At 43.0% G+C, this 17,677-nt stretch carries 16 protein-coding genes; all 16 read right to left on the minus strand.

The window, feature by feature from the left end; genetic code table 11:
• Positions 1-375 precede the first annotated feature (375 nt).
• The gene (gene hpf, locus NST38_RS27460; protein ID WP_036667734.1) at positions 376-939 is read right to left on the minus strand and encodes a ribosome hibernation-promoting factor, HPF/YfiA family; all 564 of its coding nucleotides are present in this window, start codon (positions 937-939) and stop codon (positions 376-378) included.
• A gap of 421 nt (positions 940-1,360) precedes the next feature.
• On the minus strand, positions 1,361-1,558 hold the full coding sequence (locus tag NST38_RS27465; RefSeq protein ID WP_024631599.1) for a cold shock domain-containing protein: 198 nt from the start codon (positions 1,556-1,558) through the stop codon (positions 1,361-1,363).
• Positions 1,559-1,951: 393 nt separating this feature from the next.
• On the minus strand, positions 1,952-2,287 hold the full coding sequence (locus NST38_RS27470) for a hypothetical protein (protein WP_341344223.1): 336 nt from the start codon (positions 2,285-2,287) through the stop codon (positions 1,952-1,954).
• Complete coding sequence (fliS, locus tag NST38_RS27475) at positions 2,280-2,675, minus strand: flagellar export chaperone FliS (protein WP_091036383.1); 396 nt, start codon at positions 2,673-2,675, stop codon at positions 2,280-2,282. Before fliS ends, NST38_RS27470 begins: the two co-directional genes overlap by 8 nt.
• Positions 2,676-2,704: 29 nt before the next feature.
• Positions 2,705-4,261: a flagellar filament capping protein FliD gene (gene fliD / locus NST38_RS27480; protein WP_340028262.1), complete on the minus strand. Its 1,557-nt coding sequence runs from the start codon at positions 4,259-4,261 to the stop codon at positions 2,705-2,707.
• 36 nt (positions 4,262-4,297) lie between these two features.
• Complete coding sequence (locus NST38_RS27485; protein ID WP_076254065.1) at positions 4,298-4,684, minus strand: flagellar protein FlaG; 387 nt, start codon at positions 4,682-4,684, stop codon at positions 4,298-4,300.
• 135 nt (positions 4,685-4,819) lie between these two features.
• On the minus strand, positions 4,820-6,529 hold the full coding sequence (locus NST38_RS27490) for a flagellin N-terminal helical domain-containing protein (RefSeq protein WP_076254063.1): 1,710 nt from the start codon (positions 6,527-6,529) through the stop codon (positions 4,820-4,822).
• Positions 6,530-6,675: 146 nt separating this feature from the next.
• Complete coding sequence (csrA, locus tag NST38_RS27495) at positions 6,676-6,921, minus strand: carbon storage regulator CsrA (RefSeq protein ID WP_076254062.1); 246 nt, start codon at positions 6,919-6,921, stop codon at positions 6,676-6,678.
• A gap of 1 nt (position 6,922) precedes the next feature.
• Positions 6,923-7,405 (minus strand): flagellar assembly protein FliW, encoded by a 483-nt coding sequence (gene fliW / locus NST38_RS27500; RefSeq protein WP_257467791.1) that lies wholly within the window; start codon positions 7,403-7,405, stop codon positions 6,923-6,925.
• A gap of 51 nt (positions 7,406-7,456) precedes the next feature.
• Positions 7,457-8,026: a DUF6470 family protein gene (locus NST38_RS27505; RefSeq protein ID WP_076254060.1), complete on the minus strand. Its 570-nt coding sequence runs from the start codon at positions 8,024-8,026 to the stop codon at positions 7,457-7,459.
• Between the two features lie 19 nt (positions 8,027-8,045).
• Positions 8,046-8,966: a flagellar hook-associated protein FlgL gene (flgL, locus tag NST38_RS27510; RefSeq protein ID WP_076254058.1), complete on the minus strand. Its 921-nt coding sequence runs from the start codon at positions 8,964-8,966 to the stop codon at positions 8,046-8,048.
• Between the two features lie 22 nt (positions 8,967-8,988).
• Positions 8,989-10,542, minus strand: a complete 1,554-nt coding sequence (gene flgK / locus NST38_RS27515; RefSeq protein WP_076254056.1) for a flagellar hook-associated protein FlgK — start codon at positions 10,540-10,542, stop codon at positions 8,989-8,991.
• 21 nt (positions 10,543-10,563) lie between these two features.
• Positions 10,564-11,067 carry a flagellar protein FlgN gene (locus tag NST38_RS27520; protein WP_076254054.1) on the minus strand — a complete coding sequence of 168 codons (504 nt, stop codon included), beginning with the start codon at positions 11,065-11,067 and terminating at the stop codon, positions 10,564-10,566.
• A gap of 11 nt (positions 11,068-11,078) precedes the next feature.
• Positions 11,079-11,363, minus strand: coding sequence for a flagellar biosynthesis anti-sigma factor FlgM (gene flgM, locus NST38_RS27525; protein ID WP_053779526.1), 285 nt, complete (start codon positions 11,361-11,363; stop codon positions 11,079-11,081).
• Between the two features lie 174 nt (positions 11,364-11,537).
• Positions 11,538-11,945 carry a TIGR03826 family flagellar region protein gene (locus NST38_RS27530; protein WP_076254051.1) on the minus strand — a complete coding sequence of 136 codons (408 nt, stop codon included), beginning with the start codon at positions 11,943-11,945 and terminating at the stop codon, positions 11,538-11,540.
• A gap of 149 nt (positions 11,946-12,094) precedes the next feature.
• Positions 12,095-17,638, minus strand: a complete 5,544-nt coding sequence (locus NST38_RS27535; protein WP_180361732.1) for a fibronectin type III domain-containing protein — start codon at positions 17,636-17,638, stop codon at positions 12,095-12,097.
• Between the last annotated feature and the right edge of the window lie 39 nt (positions 17,639-17,677).

The raw sequence follows: 17,677 nt of genomic DNA on the forward strand, positions 1-17,677 counted from the left end.
AAGCGTCCGATTGTCATGTTTCGTTTTGCAGGATAGACAGCTCTGTCAACGAATTTTGATGGTAAATTTGGATGGAAATCTCAATATCCAGTTCTCGAATGTAGGTATACGAATATTTTCGTAAGCATCGGAATCTGGTGATAAACTTGTACCAATTATGATTATTCTTACTATCTATTAGACGCAGCAGCATAGGGAATAGTTTCACCATTTTATTTCCAAAAGTGATTTCCCAGCTTCTCTACGCACAAAAGAGCCCCATCCCCTAAGGGATGGAAGCTCTTGTTAAGTCCAATCCAGGAAACTACAGTCCCTGTCTTCATTATTATTAGATATTCATACGCATGTCCGTTCCGATGATCCTGTACGTTAAGATTAACCTTGTTCGATCAATCCGTACTTACCATCGTTCCGTTTGTAAACAACGCTAACTTCTTCACTGTCAATGTTGGAGAATACGAAGAAATTGTGACCAACCATGTTCATTTGGAGGATGGCCTCTTCCACGTCCATTGGTTTCAACATAAAGCGTTTCGTCCGTACGACTTCAAAATCATCGTCATCCGTGTCCGTATCCAGTTCAGCTGTAGCTACAGTACCTGTTGGATCTTCAACGAAGAGTGTTTTCAGGCTACCTTCCTGGCGGAACTTACGGTTAATTTTTGTTTTGTGTTTGCGGATCTGACGTTCCAGCTTGTCCACCACGGAGTCAATCGATGCATACATATCATCGCTCTCATCCTCAGCGCGGAGCACAATGCCTTTCAATGGGATCGTCACCTCTACCGTATGCAAACCTCTCGTCGTGCTCAATGTAACAGCACCGTCAGAGTTAAGGGGTGCATCGAAATACTTCTCGAGTCTACTCAACTTTTTGTCGACATAATCCTTCAAAGCATCAGTAACCTCGATTTGTTGACCTCGAATACTTAAATTCATAGGGCACTCCTCCTTTTTCCTTTGCCACTTCATTATAACACGAATGTAAGCGCCATGTAAAAACTCCCGGTGACCGAATAATGACATCTGTTCAAGCCACATCTGCCAACGTAGGCATAACGCCATATTTCGCGATATTTCATCATATTCAGCCATAATCGAATATTTACTTGGTATGAATTATTAGGCGCTTGATGATGTAATTAACCCATTTTGAGCTTGCTCAATCTAATATGTAAAATGAACTTCAATCTATCTCTTGAATCTATTAAATTCAATAGAATAATGTTCCTCGGATGATCCTCAAATCTCTAATCTATTGAAACAAAAAAAGACCCCGGAAAGTACCGGAGTCTGATGCTAGCGATAATTCAATTTGGTAACCATCTAACCATATATGTAGGTCGGATTGTCCGGATGATTATAATTTGATTACGTTAGCTGCTTGCGGTCCACGTGCGCCTTCGACGATGTCGAATTCTACGGATTGACCTTCTTCCAAAGTTTTGAATCCTTCGGATTGAATTGCGGAGAAATGTACGAATACGTCGCCGCCATCTTCAGTCTCAATGAAACCGTAACCTTTTTCTGCGTTGAACCATTTTACTTTACCTTGCATGCACTAACATTCCCTTCGTCATCAAATGAAGTGAAGCTTTCGGCCTTAACCTCTGCCCACAATTCAGATAATACCATCCAAAGTTATCCATTGTCAATTGGAAACGTAAATGTTTTCTTGGAATTTTTTGTAGATTAATTGGGGATTGTGTTGAAAGGTGGGATATCTTGAATATAGCAGGTAATTGGAGGGTTGGTAAGTCTATTTTTGATGTATTAATAATAGAAACTTGGATGAGAGTTTACTGTTCAGATAACGAGAAGTAGATACACCTTGCGTAGGTAAACATTTCATAATTCCTAATATTAAGAAAATTAAAAAAAAAAGAGAACACAACAGAAAAAGGACGCAAAATATCCCTCACAGGTATCTTACATCCTTCTGAATTCTTATTTAATATCTTTTTGTGTCTACAATAATACTGTCCACTGCGTAAGACATCTCATATGCATTCTTTTGTACTTTAGCCTGCTTGCGTTGAATGAGCCAGTCTTTTGCTTCTATTTTCAAGCTGTTCATGCGCATCAGAATGGCATGATCATTATCCATAATCTTCTTAAGCCGTGCTTGTTGAGGCACTGAAGCTTCGCGCTGATCCTGCTTTAACATAGAATCAATAATGTTCTGACGCTTGTCCACAAATAGTTCCAATTCATCTGAACTCACATCATCAATCTGAAGCATGATATCTTGCGTTAGCCGCTCTAGCTCTTTAATCAAATCATCCATGAACGGCTCCAAGTTCAGATGAGGATACCATTTTGCTTGCCTGAACCCAGGTCTCTTTCAACTCTTTCAAATAACCCAAAGCTTCCTCAGCTGGCTCAGCAGTTTTTTTCGTATTAGCATCAATAAGAAGGAAATTAATATATTCATACAAAGCATTAAGATTCTCTGCAATATCAGAAGAGCGATCCAATGTAACTGATAACTCGCTAACAATGGTTTGTGCTTTTCCAAGATTCAAACTAACCTTCTGATAATCCTTGGCACCCAATCCATCAATCGCTGTCCGTACAAAACGAATAGCCCCATCATATAACATTATCAACAACTGACCTGGTGAAGAGGTCTGAACGGACGACTGACGATATTGATCATATGGAGACTTAATCATATTTACACCCTTTCAATCTTTAAGTTAACTTAGCTGGAGAAGAAACTGGATAAGCTTGAAGCCTGACTTTGATACTTGCTCATAGCCGTTTCCATAGCCGTGAATTGTTTGTAGTAACGATTTTCAAGAGCACTCAGGCGTTTTTCCAAGGCTGTAATCTGAGTATTATAGCCTTTGAGCGTTTTACCCATGACGCTCTCTTCCTTGAATAGACTGTTAACATCACCGCTAAATTTAGTCGTACCGGCACGTTCTGCAACTTTGCTCATTGCTGTATCCATCTCTTTATACATCTTGCCAAAAATAGAGCTATCTGCACCGGCACCCGTACCTTGTAATAAATCAGAGACCTGCTGAGGATTATCAAGTATGGCTTTTTTAAACTTATCCTCATCCAAGTATATTTTCCCATTTTCGTAATACTTACCACCTGTGATTCCAATACTACTTAGTTCTCCCATTTTCTCGCCCATGATGTTTCTCATCGTTGAAGCTAAGTTCGTAAGGATATCATCGTTTTTAAGAAGACCACTCTTGGCCTTTTCTTCCCACAACTTAATGTCACTTTCTGACATAACGCTACGTTGTTCTGTAGTTAACGGTTGGAAGCTACGATACTTCTCTTCACTAACCTTGGTATTTAACAATTCTAGCATTTTATTATAATCTTCTATAAAGGACTTAACCGTTGAAAGAGCCTTATCAGGATCATTTTGCGTATTGATTGTAAAGGGTTTATCACCATTCAATGTAATTGCACCATTATTCTCCGTAAATGAACTTGCAGTCGTTGAAAGCAAATTCATTTGCACCCCATTGTAAGTAATCACATTACTTGAAGGTGGAGGATCTAACTTCACACCATTGATTAAAACAATAGCATCCTTCGCTACAACCTCATTGATTACTGCAGTAGAGTTTTGCCCAAATAAATCCATTAGCGAATTATTCCCAGCGCCTGGTGCCTCAACCTTAAGTGTGCCTTTAGAGCCTAGATCTTTAGAAGCAATGGTAAACTTTCCTGTCAGTTCATCAAAACTAGCTTTTACGTTTAATTCCGTCTTACTATTGATTTTTGCAATAATAGAAGAGACTGTATCCTGCCCTGTAAAAGTCATTTCTACATCATTAATCTTAATCTTGTATTCTTTTGTATTATCGCTTGCGCCTAAACTTGTAGTTGGCTCTCCAAATTTTATGCCGTTTGCTAATTCAGCTAACGACTGCCTCGAACTATAACCTTGGCCCTTCCCATCGGTTTCTTGAGCTTTCGCAGTAGCAAGCTGCGCAACCGAAACCTCCATTTTAATACCATTAGCTGCTGCACCTGCTTCAGCTTTAACCGCATCCGTATTACCTGTTACAACCGCCTTTTGTGTATTAAGCGCTGTTGATTGTCTATATGTCTGTTGTAGCTTGGTATTACGGAACTCATACATCTTACTATTCAATTCACGATAACTGTCACGTTGCCATTCCAGTGTCGTCTTTTTTTGATTCAATTTATCCAGCGGAGCCCTTTTGGCTGTCATGAGTTCCTTAACCATACTATCGATGTCCATACCGGAAAATCCGTTAATACGCATAAATTCACTCCTCGCTCATTAAGTTACTTTGTACCTTTATACTTTCTCGTCGATCAGGATGCCCGCTATTTCCATCATCTTGGCTACCAGATCCAATGTCTTCTCAGGCGGAATCTCACGAAGCACTTCTCCCGTTTCTTTGTTCAGTACTTTGACCATGATATCATGTGTCTTCTCGTGGATGCTGATATCCAGCGTTGTCTCAGGACCTTGTAATGCTTTCACCGCACGGTCAATATTACGGATGAGTAATTCTTCTCCCATGGATAGATTTAAACCCTGCTTTTCTTTACTATAGGCTTCTTTCGCTGTCCTGATGTTTGCTGTGTCGGTTCCCGCTTGAGAAGCGCCTGCCGGGTTCTGTACCTCTATAGCAGGATTACTTGCAGATGAGGCAGCGGATAAGGAAAATTGAATATTCACCCTTGAACGACCTCCAATTATTTCGCATTTATAATATATATCGGCTTATAAGCTGTCGAGCTTTAGGAAATATGTAAAATCCAATAAAAAAACCTTGGATCAGAGATCCAAGGTTTAAGATGAAGCAAGGTGAAATTAACGAAGCAATTGCAGAACACCTTGTGGTTGTTGGTTAGCTTGAGCCAACATAGCTTGAGCTGCTTGAGCCAAGATGTTGTTTTTCGTTTGTTGCATCATTTCTTTCGCCATATCAACGTCACGGATACGGGATTCAGCAGCTGTCAAGTTCTCGGAAGCCGTTCCCAAGTTGTTGATCGTATGCTCTAGACGGTTTTGAACAGCACCCAATTTAGCACGCTCGCTGGAAACAAGGGAAGTTGCTTTATCCAAGATGTTGATTGCTTTGGAAGCATCTTCACGAGTGGAGATGTTAAGAGCTGCTTCAGCTTTGATATCGTTTGTTCCGTTAGTAACGGAGTTCTCTTTTGTGAAACCAGCTTGTCCAGCGTTACCTGTAATACCCAGGGCAGCGGAACGAACATCGTTGATTGTCAAGGACATGGATTGACCAGTGTTAGCACCGATTTGGAACTTCGTGGAGAAGCCTGTTCCTTGTGCTCCAGCGCCAACAACTTGCTCGACGTTTTTAACGGTTTCTGTACCAGCAAAACCAAGTCCCGCCAAAGCTCCACCAGCACCTGCAGCGACACTGATATCTTTACCAGTTTCAGAAAGGAACTGAATTTTATTATCTTTAGACAATGAAGCAGTAACTTTGCTGTCCAGTCCAGCAGTTTGCAATGCAGCGTTCAGATCTTTAACCAGATCGTCCATAGCCGCTTTTGCTACGTTAGCATCCGCATTTTTTGTATCATATACTTTTGCATCTTTGCCAGAATTAAGAACTACTTCTACTTCACTGTCTGTACCAACAGTGAATTTCAACGAAGCATTGGATGCAATGCTAGGATTAGCTGCAACTGCAGTAAGGTCAGTGCCAGCTTGCAGACCGGAACGCTCTACAGTAGCTGGATCTCCTTTAACTTTACCAACAGCATTCGCTGCAGCTGCATCAGTTTGGCCCAACATAACTGCTGCTTCATTGTCACCTGTGCCTACTTTCAACTCAAGCGTGCTTGTAGCTCCAGCAGATTTAGCAGTAAATTTCAGACCAGTACCACTAGAATCAACATCAACTAGGTCGCTCAATTTCACTCCACCAGAAGTTACATTTTTCAATGCATCAGCAAAGTCTGCTTTTGTAGTTGCAGTGTGGTCTTTATTCAAAAGCTCGGAAAGATCGAAAGTCTTACCATCAACAGTGATAGAAGCTGTTTGACCAGTTGTGTCTCCTCCAGCGAATGTTGCAGTACTAGCAATAGTAGCTTTAGTAGCTTGAGTCAACTTAGCGTTGTCTCCAGAACCGATACCACCGTTCAGCAATTTTTGAGTATTGAACTCAGTTGTGTTACCGATACGGTTGATTTCGGAAGTCAGTTGATTCATTTCGTCTTGCAAAGCTTGACGATCAGAATCTGTATTCGTTCCGTTCGCGGATTGGTTGGCAATCTCGCGTTGACGTTGCAGGATGGAGTGAGTTTCGTTCAATGCACCCTCAGCTGTTTGGATCAAAGAGATACCATCTTGAGCGTTACGGGAAGCTTGGTCCAAACCACGGATTTGGCCGCGCATTTTTTCGGAAATTGCCAGACCTGCAGCATCGTCACCAGCACGGTTGATGCGAAGACCGGAAGACAATTTTTCGATATTTTTGTTAGTGTTAGCAGTGTTTGCAGACAATTGACGGTGTGTGTTCAATGCCGCGATATTATGGTTGATAATCATTAGAGTGTTTCCTCCCTGAAAATAAATTAATTCCACATCCATGTGGTAAACGCCGCGACATTAAGGTCGGCCGCCCTGCCGAAGCAGCGTCTAAATTATATATCGACGGAAGGTGAACAACTGTTTATAGCAAATTGGAATATTTTTTAATCTTTTTTTATTTCGTTATTTCTAAGACGCTCCATAAAGGCCTCAACATTGGCTGCAAGCGGTGTTGCCGACTCTCTATTTGCTTCTTGAATAGATGCATAAATCTCTTGGCGATAGATATCAATATGCTTGGGTGCAGATATCCCGATGCGTACGGTATCTCCTTCGACTGCAAGAACAGTTACTTCAATGTGATCCTGAATAACTATAGACTCGCCTTTTTTTCGAGATAATACCAACATGTCACACCCCACCCTTCACGGATTTAGCTTCTTCGTCTTCTGACCAGATTAGATGGCGCGTTTCATAAATTGACTGATGGAGTATAACTTGCTTGCCTAGACGCTTTTCCGGATTGAGCACAACAGGTGCAAGAAGGTTCATTGTGGAATTATTCGTCTGGGAATGAATTGTGACCAGCGAGTATACAGATACTTGCTCTGCAATCTCCAATTCTTCCTTATCCACTTCGCTTAACTCAAAACTATAATCCGTAACAAACGTAAATGGACTTACCAATAAGAAAGACAACTCCTTTTCTCGAACAGATTGTAAATAACTAAAAGGCGTGTCTTCCCATGGGATTAGCGCGAACTCAGTCTCCTCTTCAAATCCAGGTAACCCTTTTGGAAATTGATATATATCTTTCTCCTGAACCTCTACTTCTCCCCACACGCTTGTCTGAATATGAATAATAAACGCCTCCTTGGCGATGAATTTATACAAAAAGAGCCATAGAGGGCTGTGTCCGAGACCGTCTATAGCTCACATTATAACTTATAACTCCATATCTATGGCTGGTGGAGTGTATTGTACTGATGCGTACTGTTTCACATAAATGTCCAGCTTACCTCTCTGATACTCAATCTCTGGCTTATTCACGATAACGTTCATCTCAGAGACCGCGGGATCATAGCTGATATCTGGAGGTCTTGTGTTGATACGAATATCCACGTTATCAAAAGAAGCAGGGGTTCTCGTCTCCGGAAAAGGTTGCGGCTTCCAATCGGTACCCACAATATTAGCAATCGTATTTCCCGGTTTATGAATAGCCGCTAACTGATTACCCTGCTCCACACGCGAAGCTATGTTTTGCAGAAATTTCTGTTGGATCCCCGAATAAATACGAGCGTTCATATCAATCATGTTACCACCAGTATATGCAGAGAATGCCCTGCTTTGATCAACATTCAGCTCAATTGGATGGCTTTGTACAGTCAGTTTTGCAGGTTTGGTATGAAGTTGAACCTCCGCCTTAGGTTGACGAATGGAGTACTGTCCAGGGTCAGCATCCATGTTTAATATAGATGGTGTAGTTCGAATCTGAACAACAGGAAGAGTGTTCATAACATAACTCCTCCTTATATTATCTCAGGAAGTCCACCAGAGATGGCGAGATGATTTTGGCACCTGCTGAAAGAGAAGCATTATAGATATTTTCTTGAATTTTAGATTGCAAGGATAGTTCGGCGTAATCCGCATCTTCCACCTTGGATTGCAGATCTGTCAAGTTAATACCGAGATCCTCCAAACGCCCCATCATCAGGTCAACACGGTTAGTCTTTGCGCCGATTTCAGATCGAATCGACAACATTTTACCCATTCGACTATCGATGTTGTCCAGCTGATCAGATAGCTCTTTCTGATCACCTTCCGTCAAAGCTTGCATGATCGTATTCATGATGACAAAAAGATTGTCTTCTTCCGTCTCTGTTCCAAATACTTCATTACCACTCACATTAATAGGCAATTGGACACTTTCACCTACAATGAAGTTAATTTTTCCTTTATCAGTAACAACAGAAGCAGCATTCGTTGTATCCAAAGTACCATCTAGATTTGCAGGGAAATCATATGGTTTCACATCATAGGTCTCACCATTGAAAACATATTTCCCGTTAAGCTTACTATTGGAGATATCAATCAACTGTTCATTAAGCTGTTTTACCTCTTCATTGATACTGTCCAGCGCGGACTGAGGATTCGTTCCTGTCGAAGCTTGTACCGTCAGCTCACGTAGACGCTGCACGACATTCCCCGCCTGATTCATAACAGTATCGTTAAACTCAAGCCAGGAAACCGCACTGTCTACGTTTTTCTGATACTGCTCATTGGATGAAAGTTCTGCCCGATAACGAAGGGAGTAAGTGATTCCTACCGGATCATCCGAAGGCTTGTTAATTTTACGGCCTGTTGCCAGTTGAGTCTGAGTATTGTTCATTTGCTGTGCATTCCGGTTCAGGTTCAAAAGCAACTGTGAACTAAGCATGTTATTTGTTATTCTCATGGTTGTTAGTCACTCCCTTCTATTATCTGCCTACCATGCCGGTAGAGTTAATCAATTTATCGAGAAGTTGATCATATGTGGTCATGAAACGTGCAGAAGCACTATAAGCATGTTGGAACTTAATCATGTTGGCCATCTCTTCATCCAGCGATACACCACTAACAGATTGACGACGGGTGTCCACTTGCTCCACAAGGAACTCCGAGTTGGATGTCTGACGTGCAGCTTCCTGAGATTGTACCCCCAGTTGTCCCACAATAGCACTGAATTGTGCACCGATCGTTGCATTACGTAATCCGTCTGCAGATTTCATCGGTGTATCTTTCAGATTCGCCAGCAAGATAGCAAGTGTATTATTACCTTTGATTACAGTCTCTGTACCAGAAGCATCCGATGTGCGGAGTGAGGTCGCAATCTTATTCGGATCAGCCAGGATCTCTGCGTTCAATGAAATATTACCAGCTGTAATGGCTGTTCCACCACCCGCTGCTGTAAAGAATGGTAATCCTCCAGAGTTAGTTCCATCCATGCTGTATCCAAGCTGATGCAGTCCGTTCAGACCTTTGACTGTAACCTTGAGATCTGTAGCTAGTGTCCGTGCTGCACCTGTGTATGTAACTCCATCAAGGATCGTATTATCAGGTAAAACAGAACCCGCAGGAAGAGTAATCTCGATATCTCCGTTAGCAAGGGTATTAGCCAAGTCATCCATTTGTTTCTGGTAATCACTTACCAACGTGTCTCTGGACTTAATCATGCCGTGGACTTCACCATTAGTGAGCGTGCCTGCTGTATACGCGGCATTCAGAAAAGCAGGATCTACTGCAACCTGCACTGCTCCGCCTGTAACAAGTGCTTGTCCATTCATTTGAATCTGATATCCTTGTGGAGAATCCGTAACAGTAACATTCATGATTTTAGACAGCTTGTCCGTCATCAGATCACGTTGGTCACGCAAATCGTTGGCATTGTCGCCAAGAGACTCTACTTTCACAATAGCACTGTTAAGGTTCGCAATGTTACCCAGGTAACCTTGGATCTCATTACCTTTGACCGCGATGTTGCTATCCAAATCCTGACTAAGCGAACCCAGTTGGCGGCTAATCTGGTTCATCGCATCTGTCAGCGCCAGAGTCGTTTCTTTCACGATCCGACGTGCTGTAACATCCTCAGGATTCTTACTCAGATCTGACCATGATTTATAGAAATTATCCATAACCGTCCGAAATCCGGTGTTTGATGGTTCATTCACAATAGCTTCAAGTTTCTCAAGCGTGTCTCGTTGAATGGACCAACTCCCGAAGTTGGTGTTTTCATTACGATATTGGTCATCCAGGAATTTCTCGCGCACACGCGTAATCGAATCGAACTCCACCCCTGTACCGAGCTGTCCTGGTGTAGTGCTGTGCAGAAATGCAAACGGCTCCATGGCAATGGATGCCTGCATGTTTACCTTTTGCCGCGAGTACCCTTCGGTGTTGGCATTGGCTACGTTGTGGCCTGTTGTGCTAAGAGCTGTCGTCTGTGTGAACAAACTGCGTTTAGCCGTTTCGATTGAATGAAATGTTGATGTCACTCTGGTTTCCCCCTAATTTAATCAGGCACGCGTGTCAAACAGACCGATTCGCCCTGGATTACCGTTCTTATCAGCAGGATGCTGATATGTGGCATCCTGTTCTGGCCGAGAAGCAAAGATATCCATTGAAAGATCAATAAACATCAACGATTGCTCGATCAGCTTTTGATTCAGTTGATTGATTTCCTTTAATTCATGCAGTGTTTCCGCCAGCTTTTTCTGGGCTTCAAGCAATCGCAGTTTGTCAGCCGGATCAAAAATCAGTTTGGAGATCTCCGTAATGTTCAGGTTCAGCATGGACTTGATCCCACGCTCCTGAAGCAATTCGTGAACTGCGCTCTGCCGTTCAATCTCCAATGGCTCCTGTTGTTTCATGAAACGGGATTCTTTGTTCAGAATGGCAATGAGTTCATCCACATCGTTTTTGACAATGACCTGTCTCTTGACCTCGCTGAGTGCCAGCATATCGCGGTGACTTTGTTCCATTTGCTGCAAAACTGCAATTAATCTATCCAGTGCTGCCATTGCGTGATCACCTATTCCTTATCAAAAGACTTAAAATACGGTAGCAATTTGTCAGCAAGCTTGCTGCTGTCTACCTGATACGTTCCCGAACTGACCTGTTCTTTCAGTTCCTGTATCCGCTGAATGCGTCCTGCATCTTGTGTACGCCCTTGTTCCTCAAGCATCTTCATCGCCTCCGGAGAAATGGATACTTCGTCCTTACGGCGGCTCTTCTTGGCATCAGCCTGCTGATTGGATTCAACGTTCCTTTGATATGAATTGATGGCGCCAATTCTACTCGGTTCATTGATTTTCATTTAAAATGCACTTCCTTCCATGATTAGGAGTTTATGTTGATATACGTTTTTCTTACTTTATCTTTATGTTATCGAAATGATTAGGATAATAAAAAAAACCGATAATCTTTAATAAGTTTATCGGTACGTTTCAAAACATTTGTTATAGCAAGATCTGTATTTAAGACCTCGTTCCTATGAATCGCGTAGTTTGTCGAGAGCATTGTAGGTTCGTCCGCCTATAATGCCGTTATCCTTCTGACCTACATCACGAGCTGCACTAGCCAAGTCTTTCGTCAAGCGATGACGACAAGAGTCACACATATGACCTTCACGAATCAATGTTCCGCATACTTCACAAGGATACATCATATTCGGGGCATTTTCGATGGAAATCCGTCCCTCACGGATGAACTTGGTAATGGTTTTGATCGAAACTTCTGTTGCATCAGATAGTTCCTGGATATTGGTGCCTTTATTTTCGCGCAAATAATCTACACAGATCTGATATTCCTGTTCCATTTCCTTAATACAATTCGAGCATACATCTCGAAAATTCAACGCATATAATTTACCACAGCGAGGACAATTACCTAGATTCATCGCTAAAACGCCCCTCTCAAACTTCCATTTCCGAATAGATAATAATTATACATTACCTTATTTTCTCTGATGAAGCCATAGTCTATTTACAAAGCAAAAAAGGGGAACAGGATGCACATATATGCAAACCCATTCCCCCTTATACATTACTAATTCAATGTTCTAATACTTAGTACAGAAGACCATATGCTTGTGTTCTGATCATTGAATGCCCGAATACGATATTTATGCGAACTGAACGGTAACAGGTCAGAATGAATAAACGTTGTATCACTGACAGCCGCCACAATTTGCCCATCGGCTTCAATTTCGTAAGACGAAGCACCGATAGCCGCTTCCCATGTCAGAATAACGTTTGTTCTGTCTGAAGTTCCTTTGAGCACAGGTGTAGTTAATTGAGTCATTCCCGCTATGATCTCACTCCAAGCTCCCGCACCAGAAGCATTTTTGGCCCGAATCCGGAAGGTATGCTCCGTATTTGGTGCAAGTCCGCTCTTCGTATAAGCTACTCCACTCACGGCAACCACCGTACCATCAATCTCCAGATCATACCCGGTAGCTCCAGTTACAGCACTCCATCTCAGCGCAATAGCCGCTGTGGTTGCAGAGTTAATACTCAAGCCTGAGACACTTGCAGGTAACGTAGTTTGGGACAATATTGCTGTCCATGCACTCACATTAGTGTCGGTCAGGGCACGAATACGATATTTATGAATCGTTCCACCAAGTACTCCATTATGGACATACAAGAGATCACTTACAGTAGCAACCACTATGCCATCTGCCTCAATCTCATATTTTGTTGCACCAACAACTTCATTCCATGTCAGCGTAACTGCGGTTTCTTCAGGTACAGCTTTCAGTGTTGTTGGTACATTTAATTGGGTCGAGGCGGTTACAATCTCACTCCAGCTACCAATGCCGGCAGCATTTTTGGCACGAATGCGGAAGGTATGCTCTGTATTGGCTAGAAGTGCTGTTTTGGTATAAGCCAGAGCCGTTACAGCAACTATTTTACCATCGATCTCAAGATCGTATCCTGTTGCTCCCGTAACCGCATTCCACTTCATAGAAATTGCTACTGTTGTTGCAGAATTCATACTCAATCCAGTCACACTGCCTGGTATAGTGCTTTGAGTCAAGACCGTAGACCAAGCGCTGCTGTTCTTATCCGTTAATGCACGCACACGATAGGTGTGCGATGTTCCTGCAAGCAAATTACTATGAACATATGAGGGATCGGTTACTGTAGAAACAATTGTTCCATCTGCCTCAATTTCATATTTAGTTGCATCTTTAATATCAAGCCAATTCAAAGTAGTAGCTGTTTCCTCTGATGTTGCTTTCAGAGCAGGTGTGTTTAACTGGGTTGTAACATCTGTTACATCTCCCCAAGCTCCAGCTCCAGCAATATTTTTGGAACGAATACGGAATGTATGATCCGTATTGGCGATAAGTCCCGTTTTGGTGTAAACCACTCCACTAACAGGTACCACCGTGCCATCAATTTCAAGGTCATATCCCGTCGCTCCTGAGACTGCGTTCCACTTCAGAGCAACAGCTGTGTTCGTTACACTTGTTACCGTTAGCCCGGTCACAGAACCAGGCAACGTATTTTGTGTCAAGACCGCAGTCCAAGCTCCAACATTGGTTTCGGTCAGAGCGCGTACGCGGTATTTATGTGCTGTTCCAGCTATCAGATTATTGTGAGTATAAGTAGGCACCTTAACAGTACCCACTAAGACTCCGTCCGCTTCAATCTCATATTTGGTTGCATCTTTAACTTCAGGCCATGTCAAGGTGACCGCTTGTTCCTCAGAAGAAGCCTTCAGCACAGGTGTGTTAAGTAAAGTTGTGCCATCTACAATCTCACTCCATATACTTGCACCTGCTGTATTTTTAGAACGAATACGGAACGTGTGATCCGTATTTGTCACAAGCCCACTCTTCGTATAAGCTACTCCCGTTACTGGTACAACTGTACCATCGATCTCAAGATCATATCCTGTTGCTCCCGTTACTGCCGTCCATTTTAAGGCAATGGCTACATTGGTAACGGAGCTAATACTTAAACCAGTAACCGAAGCAGGTATCGTATTTTGCGTCAGCACCGCAGTCCAGGCACCTGTATTAGAGTCCGTCAGTGCACGTACACGATATTTATGCGCCGTTCCTGGAAGCAAACTAGTGTGCACATATTTCGGTTCGCTAATTGTACCAGTAACGACTCCATCTGCTTCAATCTCATACTTGGTTGCATCTGCTACATCAGCCCATGTCAATGTAATCGCAGTCTCTTCCGAGGAAGCTTTTAGAACAGGGGTATTCAATAACGTTGTACCACTTACCTCATCACTCCATGCTCCGGCACCTGCCGCATTTTTGGAGCGAACGCGGAACGTATGATCCGTATTAGCCGCAAGTCCGGTCTTGTTGTAGATTAATCCAGTAGCAGCTACTACCGTGCCATCAATTTCAAGCTCATAACCTGTTGCTCCGGTTACAGCATTCCATTTCAAAGCCATTGTTGTATTCGTTACAGAGGTAATACCCAGTCCAGTAACTGAACCTGGTAGTGTATTTTGATTTAAGACAGCAGTCCAAGCCCCGTTGTTTGTATCTGTCAGTGCTCGTACACGATACTTATGCGCTGTTCCTGGCTGAAGACTTGAATGTACATATTTCGGCTCATTAACTGTTGCAACAATTGAGCCATCTGCTTCAATCTCATACTTGATCGCATCTGATACATCTGCCCATGTTACTGTAATAGCAGTCTCTTCCGAGGAAGCTTTTAAAATAGGGGTATTCAACAATGTCGTACCATCAATGATATCACTCCATACTCCGGCACCGGCCGTATTTTTAGAGCGAACGCGGAACGTATGATTCGTATTGGCTGCAAGACCTGTCTTGTTGTATGTTAATCCACTTACAGCTACTACCGTGCCATCAATCTCCAAGTCATAACCCGTTGCTCCAGTTACGGCATTCCACTTAAGCGCGATAGCGACATTGGTTGCAGAGGTTACACTCAACCCTGTGACTGAACCCGGTAAAGTATTCTGAGTGAGAAGTGCAGTCCAAGGGCTAACGTTGAGCTCCGTCAGGGCTCTTACACGGTACTTATGCGTTGTTCCTGGAGTCAAACTCTCATGTGTATAGACTGGCGCCGTAACCGTTGCTACAACAATACCATCTGCCTCCACTTCATATTTGGTTGCATCAGTAACATCTGCCCAAGTTACAGTAATTGCATCTTCTTGGGAAGATGCTTTCAGCACAGGCGTATTGAGTTGAGTCCTGCCACTTACCACATCACTCCACACACCCACACCTGCCGTATTCTTGGAACGGATACGGAACGTATGGTCCGTATTCGCTGCAAGACCACTCTTCGTATATGTTAAACCAGTAACTGGAACTACCACTCCATCAATCTCCAAGTCATATCCAGAGCTACCGGTCACTGCACTCCATTTCAAGGAAATTGCGGCGTTCGTTGTGGATGTTATACTGAGACCTGATACCGCTGCAGGCAATGTACTCTGCGTCAGAATTGCTGTCCATGCACTTGTATTGGTCTCGGTCAACGCACGAATGCGATACTTATGCGCCGTTCCTGGCAGCAGTGCTGCATGGCTATAACTAGGTTCTTCTACTGTTGACACTACTGCTCCATCAGCCTCAATTTCATATTTCGTTGCGTCTGCTACATCAGCCCATGTCAGATTGATTGCAGTTTCTTCCGATGCTGCTTTCAATACTGGTGTGTTTAGAAGTGTCGTTCCACTGATCAGATCACTCCACGCCCCTGCACCAGCGGCATTCTTTGAGCGAATACGGAAGGTATGATCTGTATTTGCTGCGAGACCATTCTTCGTGTAGGTTACTCCTGTTACAGGGACAACTGTTCCATCGATCTCGAGATCATAACCTGCGGCTCCGGTTACTGCTGTCCATTTCACAGTTACAGCTGCATTGGTCGCTGCACTGACCACCAATCCATTAACGGAATCAGGCAACGTATTCTGTGATTTCACTGCCGACCATGCGCTAATGTTATTGTCACTTATAGCTCGTACACGATACTTATGTACCGTTCCAGGTTTGAGCCCTGTGTGCGTATAGATTGAATCTGATATATCTCCAACGACAACGCCATCCGCCTCAACTTCATATGACGTTGCACCATCAACTGGTGACCAGATGAGAACAACTTCTTCTTGTGAAGGGTTGGACTGAATAACGGGTGTACTCATCTGGGTGATTCCTGTAGTTACATCACTCCAGCTTCCTGCACCACCAGCATTTTTAGGTCTGATCCTAAAAGTGTACTCTGTATTGGCTGCAAGGCCAGTTTTACTATATGTGGTGCCTGTTACAGCAACATTAGTGCCATCAATCTCCAAATCATATCCGGTAGCACCCTTTACCGCAGTCCAAGCTACCGTTAATTTATTGAATGTGGCATCAGTAACCGTCAGCCCGTTGGTACGATCAGGTACTGTTAACTGACTCACCATTTTACTCCACGCACTCTCATTGTTAGCCGAGAAGGATTTTAGCACATAGGTATGCGTTGAATTAGCTTCAAGCCCTTCATGTACATAGGAAGTTACGTTTCCTAATTCAAATGGTGTACCACCATCAATCTGCAACTGGTAGCGATCTGCAGACTCAACCGCCATCCACTGAATCGTATTCTTGCCTTCCTCTGGTGTTACGGCCAAAACAGGTTTCTCAAGCAAGGTTGTTATTGCAACCGGCTCACTCCACTCACTAGCTCCTAGTCTGTTAATTCCACGTATCCTATAGGTGTATGTAGTATTGGGTGTAAGTGAAGAACGTGTATAATTGATTCCGTAAAAAGGCCCTTTGACTATGCCATTCTCTTCAATCTCATATTGAACAGCTTGTGGAGCAGCAGACCAATTGAGATTAATAGCTACATCACTGGCATCAGCCGCCAAATTAGTTGGGACAGCAGGAATTGTAGTAATAGGCTGTGTTGTCCCCGGCTCTTTTACAAAACTGAATGATTCTGCTTTCCGTATGTAATACGGATTCAGGTTAGATACAAAATCTACTACCGCTCCTGTATCGGCATTAATCACAAGACTTAACTGTGTAGCCTCATAGCTTTGCACATATCTTGGCGTAGTCATTCCAAATTCATCAACGGTGGAATTATTCCATACTCCAACATTGGTTCCGGATTGTCTGTATTCCATAGTCGTGTAATACTCCCATACCTCAGCAAAGTCGATGATAAAGGCATTGGTAACTTTACCGGCATAAGTAGATGTGTAGGAGCCAAATGAAATCTTGGTTATGTCCTCAACTGCTCCATTAATCGATTGGCTTCTCCTAAAAGAATATCCTGATGTTGAAATCTCATATGATCTCACCCAACCCAGCTTAACTGATTTTTGATTCACCTGTAATTGGCCGTTGTTGTTGGTCAACACATATTGGTAATCATTACTTGATGAGACTATCCCACTTCCTACGGCTGCATGTGCCCGGTTCCCCCCGTACACGCCAAACTGTCCGAATACCAGCATGAATACTAGTAGACGGACAGTCCATAAGTAAAATCCATTTTTTCTTTTTCCTGCGACCACTTTTGTTCTCCCCTTCAACAGATATGTTGTGCCACTCCCTATGCTGTCACCTGTGGTGAACGGCAAAACTATCTATTCTGCGCGAGAAAACCAATTCCTCTTTTT

The organism is Paenibacillus sp. FSL H8-0104 (assembly GCF_038050215.1).
GTDB classification, from domain to species: domain Bacteria; phylum Bacillota; class Bacilli; order Paenibacillales; family Paenibacillaceae; genus Paenibacillus; species Paenibacillus amylolyticus.

What these genes read in the sequence shown, in the direction of transcription:
- hpf (WP_036667734.1), bottom strand. Translation starts at nt 939, where the DNA reads ATGAATTTAAGTATTCGAGGTCAACAAATCGAGGTTACTGATGCTTTG.
- NST38_RS27465 (WP_024631599.1), bottom strand. Translation starts at nt 1,558, where the DNA reads ATGCAAGGTAAAGTAAAATGGTTCAACGCAGAAAAAGGTTACGGTTTC.
- NST38_RS27470 (WP_341344223.1), bottom strand. Translation starts at nt 2,287, where the DNA reads ATGGATGATTTGATTAAAGAGCTAGAGCGGCTAACGCAAGATATCATG.
- fliS (WP_091036383.1), bottom strand. Translation starts at nt 2,675, where the DNA reads ATGATTAAGTCTCCATATGATCAATATCGTCAGTCGTCCGTTCAGACC.
- fliD (WP_340028262.1), bottom strand. Translation starts at nt 4,261, where the DNA reads ATGCGTATTAACGGATTTTCCGGTATGGACATCGATAGTATGGTTAAG.
- NST38_RS27490 (WP_076254063.1), bottom strand. Translation starts at nt 6,529, where the DNA reads ATGATTATCAACCATAATATCGCGGCATTGAACACACACCGTCAATTG.
- csrA (WP_076254062.1), bottom strand. Translation starts at nt 6,921, where the DNA reads ATGTTGGTATTATCTCGAAAAAAAGGCGAGTCTATAGTTATTCAGGAT.
- NST38_RS27505 (WP_076254060.1), bottom strand. Translation starts at nt 8,026, where the DNA reads ATGAACACTCTTCCTGTTGTTCAGATTCGAACTACACCATCTATATTA.
- flgL (WP_076254058.1), bottom strand. Translation starts at nt 8,966, where the DNA reads ATGAGAATAACAAATAACATGCTTAGTTCACAGTTGCTTTTGAACCTG.
- NST38_RS27520 (WP_076254054.1), bottom strand. Translation starts at nt 11,067, where the DNA reads ATGGCAGCACTGGATAGATTAATTGCAGTTTTGCAGCAAATGGAACAA.
- flgM (WP_053779526.1), bottom strand. Translation starts at nt 11,363, where the DNA reads ATGAAAATCAATGAACCGAGTAGAATTGGCGCCATCAATTCATATCAA.
- NST38_RS27530 (WP_076254051.1), bottom strand. Translation starts at nt 11,945, where the DNA reads ATGAATCTAGGTAATTGTCCTCGCTGTGGTAAATTATATGCGTTGAAT.